Origin of the sequence: Xenorhabdus sp. PB61.4 (assembly GCF_963894935.1) — a bacterium.
In the GTDB taxonomy this organism is placed as follows: Bacteria; Pseudomonadota; Gammaproteobacteria; order Enterobacterales; family Enterobacteriaceae; genus Xenorhabdus; species Xenorhabdus stockiae.
Map to the genome: position 1 here is coordinate 24,545 of NZ_CAWQJR010000165.1, position 11,648 is coordinate 36,192.

The window sequence follows — 11,648 nt, forward strand, 5'->3', positions numbered from 1 at the left end:
TTCAAGAAAATTATTTAAAATTAAAGAATTATTATTTAATATTTATTTGTAACTTTTAATTAATTACACAATCAACCCATAATTATATTTTTTTACTAGTGAATAGAGTGTATTACGCCTTATACACCACTTCATCACCTTGATATAACTTGTTTTTATTTTATAAAACAGCTATCCATCACTCATAAAAACCGGCTTCGTGAGCATGAATAACCATTTGTAGTAATATCTATTATTTCCGAATCAAAACTCAATCATTTTATTTGTAACTGTGTTATAAAAAACGCAAAATATGTAAATAAATATAATCAAAATTATTAAATAAAAATAACAGCAAAAAATAGTAAATATTAGTTAAGGAAACAGCCAATAAATATCACGTTTTCATTCATCACTATATGTTTAGATAATCTTATATTTGTTTAAATAAGATTCGTATGATTAAAACGGCGAATATATTCCCACAATAATAATAGTCCTTTATGACAAAAAGAAAATAAACGAATGGAATACGCTCAAAAATAACCGCTAAACATTCTTAATTGTGACAGAAATCACGATAATTAAAATAAAACTTATTTCAAAAGAGCCATAAATCGCTCAAAATTGTGGTCTTTACGAAATTATATCCATATGTTAGCGATACTTCACAGATATATAAGTCTGTTTTAGCTATTCTTTCTTTCGATATAGAAAAAAATAAATTGAAACTTTCGTTTACTGCTGGTCACTACTAAACAGTGGTGATTCGCTCATACTAAAAGTCATGTGGAGACAAACATGTTAAGTATATTCAGACCGGCGCCTCACAAAGCCCGGCTGCCTGCGCAAGAAGTAGATCCACTCTATCGTCGCTTGCGCTGGCAAATTTTTATGGGGATTTTCTTTGGCTATGCTGCTTATTATCTGGTAAGGAAAAACTTCGCGCTAGCAATGCCATATCTGGTAGAACAAGGCTTTTCCAGAGGAGATCTGGGTTTTGCTCTGTCAGGGATCTCAATCGCATACGGCTTCTCAAAATTCATCATGGGTTCCGTTTCCGACCGTTCTAATCCCCGGGTTTTCTTGCCAGCTGGCCTGATACTTGCGGCAGCCGTAATGCTGTTCATGGGCTTTGTTCCGTGGGCGACTTCAAGCATTGCGGTCATGTTTGTCCTACTGTTCCTGTGTGGCTGGTTCCAGGGTATGGGATGGCCTCCTTGCGGCCGTACCATGGTTCACTGGTGGTCACAAAAAGAGCGTGGCGGGATAGTTTCTATCTGGAACTGCGCACATAACGTTGGCGGTGGATTGCCTCCATTGCTGTTCCTCCTCGGTATGGCATGGTTCAATGACTGGAAAGCCGCGCTTTATATGCCAGCATTCGCTGCCATTCTGGTTGCCCTGATCATCTTCGCCCTGATGCGTGACACCCCACAATCCTGTGGCTTACCACCAATCGAAGAATATAAAAACGACTATCCACCTGACTACACAGAAAACGATGAAAAAGAACTGACTGCAAAAGAGATTTTCATGCAGTACGTTCTACCTAACAAACTGCTGTGGATGATCGCCATTGCCAACGTATTCGTTTACTTACTCCGTTACGGTATCCTTGACTGGTCACCAACTTATCTGAGAGAAGTTAAACACTTTGCACTGGATAAATCTTCCTGGGCTTACTTCCTGTATGAATATGCGGGTATCCCCGGTACGCTGCTGTGTGGCTGGATGTCGGATAAAGTCTTTAAAGGCAACCGTGGTGCTACCGGCGTGTTCTTTATGACACTCGTTACTATCGCTACGATTGTCTTCTGGATGAACCCGGCCGGTAATCCGAATGTTGATATGATCTGTATGTTGGTGATCGGCTTCCTGATTTATGGCCCTGTGATGTTGATCGGCCTGCATGCTCTTGAGCTGGCACCGAAGAAAGCAGCGGGTACTGCGGCTGGCTTTACTGGTCTGTTTGGCTACCTCGGTGGCTCGGTAGCTGCCAGTGCGATTGTTGGCTATACCGTTGATTTCACCGGTTGGGATGGCGGCTTTATGGTCATGGTTGGCGGCAGCATTCTGTCTGTTATTCTACTGTTGTTTGTTATGCTGCATGAAAACAAACATAAGCAGGAAATGGCACAAGCACATAACAGCTAATCAATAGGCTGTTTTAAATAGAGCCATTTCCAATGTCGCCACTGTTTCATTTCGTTCAACAGTGGCGACAATAATACAGTAACACTACGTTCCCCCTTATATTCAGTATTCTAAGTTCATATAAAACACCATTTAATTACCAAAATACACCTTCATTACCACAAGTGGAGAACCCCAATGCACACCCCCGTTAAAACAATTATGGCCGGTCTTCTGTTAGCTTCATCGATGTCAGGTATTGCGCATGCAGCGGATAAAATTGTTATCGCGCATCGAGGAGCAAGCGGCTACCTGCCTGAACATACCCTTCCTGCCAAAGCGATGGCTTTTGCTCAGGGCGCAGATTATCTTGAACAAGATCTGGTGATGACGAAGGATAATGAACTGGTCGTTCTACATGACCATTATCTTGATCGCGTAACTGATGTTGCTGAGCGTTTTCCAAACCGAGCACGCGCTGATGGTCGTTACTATGCCATTGACTTTACTCTGCCAGAAATTAAGTCACTGAAATTTACAGAAGGGTTTGATATTAAGGATGGCAAAAAAGTACAAAGCTATCCCGGCCGCTTTCCAATGGGAAAATCAGATTTTCGCATCCACACTTTTCAGGAAGAGCTGGAATTTATTCAGGGCATGAACAAATCCACCGGAAAGAATGTCGGTATCTATCCTGAGATTAAAGCACCGTGGTTCCATCGTCAGGAAGGCAAAGACATCACCGCAAAAGTGTTGGAAGTACTGAAACAGTATGGTTACACCAAAAAGAGCGATAAAGTTTATCTGCAATGTTTTGATGCCAATGAGTTGAAACGTATTAAAAATGATCTGGAACCAAAATTGGGGATGGATCTGAAACTGGTGCAACTGATTGCTTACACCGACTGGAATGAAACCTACGAACAGAAAGCCGATGGAACATGGCATAACTACAGTTATGACTGGATGTTTAAACCGGGTGCCATGAAAGAAGTGGCAAAATATGCTGATGGTATTGGCCCGGATTACCACATGCTGGTCGCCAATGACTCTACCCCAAATAACATTAAATTAACGGGTATGGTGAAAGAGGCTCACGCCAGCCATATGGTGGTACATCCGTATACTATCCGTATTGACCAGTTGCCCAAGTATGCCACCAGCGGAAATCAATTGTTTGATATCGTCTTCGATAAAGCCAATGTCGATGGTGCATTCACCGATTTCCCTGATTTAGCGGTGAAATTCCTCGAAGAACATCACGAACATAAGTAATCGATACGTTATGAATTTCCCCGCCGCAAACGGCGGGGAATCAACATAAACATCAGGAAATGCCTACCGGAAAGGCTATAATCTCACTGATTCGCTCCGCGCCTAAAGCCAGCATAATCAGACGATCAACCCCCAATGCCACACCAGCACATTCCGGCATACCATGAGCCAGAGCTTCAAGCAGATACTCATCTATCGGCTGTACAGGTAGCCCCATTGATTCGCGTTTACGATTATCCTGCTCGAAGCGCAGACGCTGTTCTTTGCTGTCTGTCAGTTCACGGAAACCATTCGCCAGTTCCATGCCCTTGAAATACACTTCAAAGCGCTGAGCAACACGATGATCTTCTTTACTGATCTCTGCCAGTGCGGCCTGAGAGGCAGGGAAATGATAAATAAATGTCGGCTTTTCAATACCAATATGTGTTTCAACACCCATGGTAAAAAGCAGTTGCAGTAAAGTATCCCTGTCTTCTTCACGATCAGCAATATTGCTGAGATCGAGTTTTGCTGCTACTTCACGCAGTTTTTCTTTGCTCGCTGTCAGAGGGTCGATATCCAGATAACGAATAAAAGCCTGCTGATAAGAAAGGGATTCGGCACTTTCGCAATCCAGAATTTGCTGTAATAGATCATCCACTTCATTCATCAAACGGTACATATCATAGTGTGGACGATACCATTCCAACATGGTGAACTCAGGATTATGATGGCGCCCTGCTTCTTCATTGCGAAAACTTTTTCCCATCTGATAAATGGAGCCACTGCCCGCAGCAAGTAGACGTTTCATGTGGTATTCGGGGCTGGTCATCAAGTACAGGGGAAGACCATCCGCTGCACCGGGGCCGACAAACCTCGTCTGAAAGGGAACCAGATGAACGTCTGTGACAGTCGCCTGACTCATGGCGGGTGTCTCAACCTCCAACACCCCACGATCTGCGAAAAAGCGCCGTATTTCTGCCAGAATTCCTGCCCTTTTCAATAAATTAGCGATAGGGGCTGTTGGCTGCCAATCCGCGATTTCGTTCATATTCCTGTGGCTCCAAAAGAAAACAAAACGCGCAGTTTACCCGCATCACGCTCGCCAGACAAATTATTACATTGAATCCCTTGTCGATGGTCTGCTATTTATCATTTATTTCTGAACGAGTTATAAAAATAACCCATCTATATAAAATTTTACCGAAGATAGATTAACTCTTTTCATGAACATTGTTATAAATAAATCTTAAACCTATATACCTTTTCATAATAGTGAGAGTATCAGCATGCGGTGTTCCTTACCCCGCGTGTCTCGCGGAGTAAGGAATACTCCTATCATTTTGACAAGCTATTTAGAAATAAATTTAAAAAATATTAAAAATATAAAAAAGTGGCCTGCTTTGGCGGCCACTATATTTACCTGCTGATTAGTTTTAGTCAGAAATGTAAATTATTCAATTAATGTCACGACGCGAAATTTACAATACACATCTAAATTAACTTTATCAGGTTTAATGTAATCAACACCGCCAACTGTTACTCGGCTGAGATATTTACCTGTATCAGCTTTCAGTGCAATCATATTACAACCCACATCTTCAATCATAAAAATTGAATAAATGTCTACCGTTGGTTTAATAGATTCAATAAAATCACCATTTGAACGGGTTACTCTACTAAGATAAAGTTTATTATCTCCGATAAGAGCAATTTTATTAAGGTTATTTGGATCAAGATAAACAACGGTAAACCGACAATATTCATCTATAGATGATTTTACAGCTTCAATATATTGAATTCCATTGCTATCAACTCTACTTAAATAAAGATTGTTATCCGCTTGTAATGCGATGGTTATTTTTCTAAGCGCCATGATAGGCTCCTAATTATAAAATTGGTTTGTCACAAAAATATATCGCTATATATTACAACTTAAAATCAGGAACGAAATACAATACATCCGCCAGAAAACATACATCATTTAACTAAAATATAAAATAACAAAATATATAAACCACCAATCAATAACATAAAAAACAATTAATTATGTTTTTTTTACAACCCCATACCTTCATTATAAATAAACAAAGTGTATAAATTACCAAAAGAATAGAAATGACCTTCAAGTAAACATTAAAAAATAAAGAACTTACATTAAATAAAAATTCAAACTTCCTTATTTATTGATAAGAGACACCGATATCGCGTTAATTTAATGAATTTAAGCCTCAAGATAAGACAAATAATATCGATTAACTTAACAACACATTAATAAAAAATGTCCGGATGAATGGAAAACTTGTTTTAGATCAATTTTTATTGATAACAATTCTGCCAAATCAGCGTTCATATCAAGTTTACTTCAGCCACCATCCGTTATAATCATATCAGATAAAAAATAACAGACAGTGCTCCTAACTCGTTAAGGTACAAAAAATTTACTTACAACACTCAGTCTGACAAGAAAAAATACCTCTGCAAAGTAGCAAGGTCACAAATGACGAGTGATAACGCATTAGGCTTTCTGGCTGAAGTTTATTCATTTCACTTGAAACAATGGAGAAGCACAGTGCAAACCTTCAATGCTGATCTAGCAATTATCGGAGCCGGTGGCGCAGGTCTACGGGCCGCCATTGCTGCGGCTGAAGCCAATCCCCAACTCAAGATTGCCCTGATTTCGAAAGTGTACCCTATGCGTAGCCACACCGTCGCCGCAGAAGGTGGATCAGCCGCAGTCACTCAGTCTCATGATTCCTATGACTTTCATTTCAATGACACAGTATCCGGCGGAGACTGGTTGTGTGAGCAGGATGTGGTTGAATATTTTGTCAAACACTGTCCGACTGAAATGACCCAGCTTGAGCAATGGGGTTGCCCGTGGAGCCGCAAAGAAGATGGCTCCGTGAATGTGCGTCGTTTCGGTGGCATGAAAATTGAGCGCACGTGGTTTGCCGCGGATAAGACCGGCTTCCATATGCTGCATACATTGTTCCAGACCTCACTCAAGTATCCGCAAATTCAGCGTTTCGATGAGCATTTTGTCCTCGATATTCTGGTTGATGAAGGCCGTGCCCGTGGCCTGGTTGCCCTGAATATGATGGAAGGCAGTAAAGTTCAGATTCGCGCAAATGCGGTCATTATGGCTACCGGCGGTGCAGGCCGTGTTTATCGTTACAACACGAATGGCGGCATTGTCACCGGTGATGGCATGGGTATGGCTTTCCGGCATGGTGTTCCACTGCGCGATATGGAATTTGTGCAATATCACCCAACCGGCCTGCCGGGTTCCGGCATTCTGATGACTGAAGGTTGTCGGGGTGAAGGCGGGATTCTGGTGAATAAAGATGGCTATCGCTATCTACAGGATTATGGCTTAGGGCCTGAAACACCACTCGGCCATCCTGAAAATAAATATATGGAACTGGGACCACGCGATAAAGTTTCGCAGGCATTCTGGCATGAATGGCGGGCAGGACGAACTATTGCAACGCCGCGCGGTGACGTTGTACATCTGGATCTGCGTCATCTGGGTGAGAAGAAATTACTGGAGCGTCTACCATTCATCTGTGAACTGGCGAAAGCCTACGTTGGCGTTGATCCGGTCAAGGAGCCTATCCCTGTTCGTCCGACAGCGCATTACACTATGGGCGGAATCGAAACCAATCAACAATGTGAGACCCGTATCAAAGGGCTGTTTGCTATTGGTGAATGTTCTTCTGTCGGCCTGCATGGCGCAAACCGTCTTGGCTCTAACTCACTGGCAGAACTTGTCGTCTTTGGTCGTCTGGCGGGTGAGGAAGCGGCCAAGTGTGCTCAGGAAGCTCCTCCCGCCAATGAAAATGCACTGGCTGCACAGGTTCACGATATTGAGGCTAAACTCAATAAGCTGCTGAATCAGCAGGGCGGAGAAAGTTGGGCCAAAATTCGGGATGAGCTGGGCACGGCAATGGAAGAAGGTTGTGGTATTTATCGCACCCCTGAATTGATGCAAAAAACGATTGATAAGATCGCAGAGCTGAAAGAGCGCTTCAGGCATATCCAAATCAGTGATCGCTCCAGTGTATTCAATACTGACCTTCTCTATACCATAGAACTGGGATTCGGACTGGATGTGGCGGAATGTATGGCTCACTCCGCGATGAACCGCAAAGAATCCCGCGGTGCCCACCAGCGTCTTGATGAAGGCTGTACCGAACGTGATGATGAGAACTTCCTGAAACATACACTGGCTTTCTACAACCCGGAAGGCGCGCCACATCTGGAATACAGTGATGTGAAGATCACTAAATCCCAGCCAGCAAAACGGGTTTATGGTGGTGAAGCCGCGGCACAAGAGAAAAAACAGAAGGAGCAGGCGAATGACTGAGATGAAAAACCTGAAAATGGAAGTCATGCGCTATAACCCGGAAACCGATGATGCGCCTTATTTCACAACATACGATGTCCCTTATGATGACCAGACTTCGCTGTTGGATGCGTTAGGCTATATTAAGGATAATCTGGCTCCTGACCTGTCTTATCGCTGGTCCTGCCGCATGGCAATCTGCGGCTCCTGCGGCATGATGGTCAACCGCGTCCCCAAACTGGCCTGTAAGACTTTTCTGCGCGACTATCAGCACGGGCTGAAAGTGGAAGCCTTAGGGAATTTCCCGATAGAGCGGGATTTGGTTGTGGATATGACTCACTTTATCGAAAGTCTCGAAGCCATCAAGCCCTACATTATCGGCAATGACCGTAAACCCTCCGATGGCCCGAATGTGCAAACTCCGGCACAGATGGCGAAGTATCATCAGTTCTCCGGCTGTATCAACTGTGGCCTATGCTACGCAGCCTGCCCTCAGTTCGGCCTGAATCCTGAGTTTATCGGCCCTGCTGCCGTCACGCTGGCACATCGCTATAACCTTGATAACCGTGATCATGGTAAGAAAGAGCGTATGCCACAAATCAACAGCGATAATGGTGTCTGGTCCTGTACTTTTGTCGGTTATTGTTCTGAAGTTTGCCCGAAACATGTCGATCCGGCAGGCGCAATTCAGCAAAGCAAGGCAGAAAGTGCAAAAGATTTCATTATCTCCATGCTGAAACCACAATAAGGGAGGTGAAAGTCATGACAACAAAACGTAAGCCTTATACCCGTGGCATGGAGCCCAACTGGTGGCAAAAATTAGGTTTTTATCGTTTCTATATGCTGCGTGAAGGAACTTCTGTTCCTACTGTCTGGTTCAGTATTTTGGTGCTTTATGGTCTGTTTGCCCTGAAAGCCGGCCCTGAAAGCTGGGGTGGTTTTGTCTCTTTTCTGCAAAACCCACTGGTATTGCTGATCAATATCATCACCTTGCTGGCAGCATTATTACATACCAAAACCTGGTTTGAACTGGCACCCAAGGCACTCAATATCATTGTCAAAAATGAAAAAATGGCCCCGGGGCCCATTATCAAATTATTGTGGACTTTCACTATTATTGCGACTGCCGTGATCCTTGGCATAGCGCTACTCTGACCCCAAGGAGGATCTGATGAATCAAGTACCAAAACGTTCCGATGAACCGATTTTCTGGGGGTTATTTGGCGCTGGCGGTATGTGGAGTGCTATTGTCGGGCCGGTCATTATCCTGCTATTAGGCATTTTACTGCCATTAGGATTAGCACCGGAGGCGCTCTCTTACGAACGTATTCTGACTTTCTGCCAGAGCTTTATTGGACGTGTTTTTTTGTTGCTGATGATAAGCCTGCCACTCTGGTGCGGCTTACACCGCATACATCATGCTATGCATGATCTGAAAATTCACGTTCCCGCCGGTAAATGGGTGTTTTATGGCGCTGCCGCAATTCTGACTGTTGTGGCTCTGATTGGTGTTTTTACGCTGTAGTTAACCCGAGCTTTGCTTAAGAGAAGTGAACTAAAGTGCCTGAGGCACGATTAAAGTTCTTGCTAAAGAAAACAAAATCGTGGAGATCCTCAGGCCTGTATAATTTAGAAGAACTTTATTGCTCCGTCGATGACTTTTGCCAAAAATTTATCCCTCTCTGGCATCAACAACTCATTGAGCGATTAACGAATTGGCAATGGTGCGTTAACAGCAACCAAGCCTTGGCGCTGCATTTCTAACCAGAAATCAGTCGGGACTTTAGCGGTTAATGCTGCTAAATCTTCAGCCATACGACCTGGACGACTTGAACCAGGGATAACCGCTGCTACTGCTGGGTTAGCTAGTGAAAACTGTAATGCAGCTGCTTTAACATCAACATTAAATTGCTTAGCAATTTGATAAATCTTCGCGACTTGTTGATGAATAGCCGGGGAAGATTTTTGATATTCAAAATGTTCGCCCCCTACCAATACGCCTGAGCTGTATGGGCCGCCAACAACGATATCAACATTATGCTCTAACGCTTCTGGCATCAGTCGTTGTAGTGCACGGCTGTGATCTAATAAGCTATAACGGCCTGCCAATAAGAATGCATCTGGTTTCGGCTCATCTAAGCCCAGTGTTAATTCACAAGGTTCAACGCTGTTAACACCTAGCCCCCAAGCTTTGATCACGCCTTCTTCACGCAGGCGGGTTAAGGCACGGAATGCACCAGTGCGTGCGGTGTTAAAATGCTCTAACCAACTATCTCCGTAAAAATCTTGTGAAAGATCGTGGATCCACACGATATCAATACGGTCTGTTTTCAAACGTTTCAGACTATCTTCAATAGAGCGCAGTGTCGCATCTTCAGAGTAGTCATTAAGAATTTTGTTTTTCAAACCGTGTTCAAAAAGACCGCCTTTTTCCCCGAAATCACGATTTGCAGGATCTTCCATCTCATCTAACATGATGCGACCCACTTTGGTACTCAACACATAATCATCACGTGAATATTGAGACAGGACTTCACCCATACGGATTTCAGATAAACCAGAACCGTACAGCGGCGCAGTATCAAAATAACGAACCCCTAAATTCCATACTTCCTGTACGATTGCAATCGCTTCGTCATCCGGAATTGCTCTAAACATGTTACCTAATGGCGCTCCGCCAAAACCAATTTGGCTAGGAAGTAATTTTTTAATACTCATATTGTAATTCCTTAATAAATTAGCTTGTTATCAGCAAAATGATGATTCAGGAGAGTGAACCATCCTGTCATGGAGCATGATAGTAGGTTGATTTTTTATGACATGAAAGGACATAATTAGTCTAAGTTAAGACATTAAAGGCAATAACTATGATTGACCTGCGCCAACTCAGCTACTTCGTTGTTGTAGCAGAAGAGGAACATGTCGGGCGTGCAGCAAAGCGCCTACATATTTCACAATCCCCATTAAGCCGGCAAATTTCTCAATTAGAAGACAGACTCGGATTAATGTTGTTCGAACGAAGCCAGCAACGAATTCGCTTAACGTCTGATGGGCAAACGTTCTTGACTGAAGCGCGCTCACTCCTTACTCACGCCAATCGCTTGGAATCATTAGGCCGTCGTTTAGGTCGAGGAGAAGATGGTGGACTGTGTGTCGGCTACATTGAAAATGCAATGCACTCAGGCATACTGCCAAGTTCATTAAGTGTGTTAAGGGATTCACACCCAGATGTCCATATTGCGTTGTATAACCAAACGCCAGAACGCCAGTTAGAAGGACTGCGCCAACGGAGCCTTGATTTTGCGATGGTTGATACTCCACCAGAAGGAAAAGGGAGTGAATTAGAATATCGACAAGTATTGAATGACCGCATGTTAGTGGCGGTTCCTCATCATCACCCTTTAGCAACAAAAGAGCACATTATCCCTGATGATTTAACGGCACAACAATGGATCTCAGTCTTACACAACAATGATAATTCGCACTCACGGGATGATTTTGTTGCCTCCTGTGTGAAAGCAGGGTTTCGGCCAGATATTCGTTTAGAAGCAGAAGAACCGTTAACAGCGTTAGGCCTTGTTGCCGCAGGCCTTGGCGTGACATTGATACAAAATAGTTTGCGCTATAACTTGCCTAAAGGGGCTATTTTACGCGAGGTGCCCTGGATGAATATTACCACCCAGCTTTGGGCTGTATGGCACAAAGCAAATTTACGTCCATTAGTTGTCTATTTTAGAGAGCTTTTAAATCAAATTGAGAATGAAAAAATAACGAGCTAATCGTTGTATAGAGCGCATATCGCATATAAAAATTAATATATTAACGCGATGCTCGACTTTAACATCCTATAACGTTGGATTGTTGAAGCCAGTCGCGTTGACTTTTACCTTGTTTAAAATTAGCAAAAATACCCAACGTGTGGGAAAGCAGT

Annotated in this window: 10 protein-coding genes and 1 pseudogene; 7 read left to right on the top strand and 4 right to left on the bottom strand. The window is 43.2% G+C overall.

The window, feature by feature from the left end; translation table 11 throughout:
- Positions 1 to 780: 780 nt before the first annotated feature.
- Both glpT and glpQ read left to right on the top strand, forming a co-directional pair.
- Positions 781 to 2,136: a glycerol-3-phosphate transporter gene (glpT, locus tag AACX68_RS12135; RefSeq protein WP_228859304.1), complete on the top strand. Its 1,356-nt coding sequence runs from the start codon at positions 781 to 783 to the stop codon at positions 2,134 to 2,136.
- Positions 2,137 to 2,313: 177 nt separating this feature from the next.
- The gene (gene glpQ / locus AACX68_RS12140) at positions 2,314 to 3,390 is read left to right on the top strand and encodes a glycerophosphodiester phosphodiesterase (protein ID WP_099122763.1); all 1,077 of its coding nucleotides are present in this window, start codon (positions 2,314 to 2,316) and stop codon (positions 3,388 to 3,390) included.
- Between the two features lie 52 nt (positions 3,391 to 3,442).
- Here the strand turns inward: glpQ and epmA are convergent, their stop codons facing one another.
- Positions 3,443 to 4,420 carry an elongation factor P--(R)-beta-lysine ligase gene (epmA, locus tag AACX68_RS12145; protein ID WP_228859305.1) on the bottom strand — a complete coding sequence of 326 codons (978 nt, stop codon included), beginning with the start codon at positions 4,418 to 4,420 and terminating at the stop codon, positions 3,443 to 3,445.
- Positions 4,421 to 4,822: 402 nt separating this feature from the next.
- Positions 4,823 to 5,245 carry a fascin domain-containing protein gene (locus tag AACX68_RS12150; RefSeq protein WP_228859306.1) on the bottom strand — a complete coding sequence of 141 codons (423 nt, stop codon included), beginning with the start codon at positions 5,243 to 5,245 and terminating at the stop codon, positions 4,823 to 4,825.
- Between the two features lie 696 nt (positions 5,246 to 5,941).
- On the opposite strand from AACX68_RS12150, the gene frdA reads away from it, so the two are divergent.
- The 4 genes from frdA to frdD are packed head-to-tail and all read left to right on the top strand — an operon-like array spanning position 5,942 to position 9,242.
- Positions 5,942 to 7,738, top strand: a complete 1,797-nt coding sequence (frdA, locus tag AACX68_RS12155) for a fumarate reductase (quinol) flavoprotein subunit (RefSeq protein ID WP_228859311.1) — start codon at positions 5,942 to 5,944, stop codon at positions 7,736 to 7,738.
- Positions 7,731 to 8,465, top strand: a complete 735-nt coding sequence (locus AACX68_RS12160) for a succinate dehydrogenase/fumarate reductase iron-sulfur subunit (RefSeq protein ID WP_099122759.1) — start codon at positions 7,731 to 7,733, stop codon at positions 8,463 to 8,465. The genes frdA and AACX68_RS12160 overlap by 8 nt, the downstream gene beginning before the upstream one ends.
- Positions 8,466 to 8,479: 14 nt before the next feature.
- Positions 8,480 to 8,872: a fumarate reductase subunit FrdC gene (frdC, locus tag AACX68_RS12165; RefSeq protein ID WP_099122758.1), complete on the top strand. Its 393-nt coding sequence runs from the start codon at positions 8,480 to 8,482 to the stop codon at positions 8,870 to 8,872.
- 13 nt (positions 8,873 to 8,885) lie between these two features.
- On the top strand, positions 8,886 to 9,242 hold the full coding sequence (frdD, locus tag AACX68_RS12170) for a fumarate reductase subunit FrdD (RefSeq protein WP_193757247.1): 357 nt from the start codon (positions 8,886 to 8,888) through the stop codon (positions 9,240 to 9,242).
- Between the two features lie 182 nt (positions 9,243 to 9,424).
- Here frdD and AACX68_RS12175 read toward each other — a convergent pair whose 3' ends face one another.
- Positions 9,425 to 10,435 carry an aldo/keto reductase gene (locus AACX68_RS12175; RefSeq protein ID WP_228859307.1) on the bottom strand — a complete coding sequence of 337 codons (1,011 nt, stop codon included), beginning with the start codon at positions 10,433 to 10,435 and terminating at the stop codon, positions 9,425 to 9,427.
- A gap of 149 nt (positions 10,436 to 10,584) precedes the next feature.
- Here AACX68_RS12175 and AACX68_RS12180 point away from each other — a divergent pair, with 149 nt between their 5' ends.
- Positions 10,585 to 11,496: a LysR substrate-binding domain-containing protein gene (locus tag AACX68_RS12180; RefSeq protein ID WP_228859308.1), complete on the top strand. Its 912-nt coding sequence runs from the start codon at positions 10,585 to 10,587 to the stop codon at positions 11,494 to 11,496.
- A 58-nt stretch (positions 11,497 to 11,554) separates the two neighbouring features.
- Here AACX68_RS12180 and AACX68_RS20185 read toward each other — a convergent pair.
- Positions 11,555 to 11,648: pseudogene (locus AACX68_RS20185) on the bottom strand (IS982 family transposase); the annotation flags it as partial.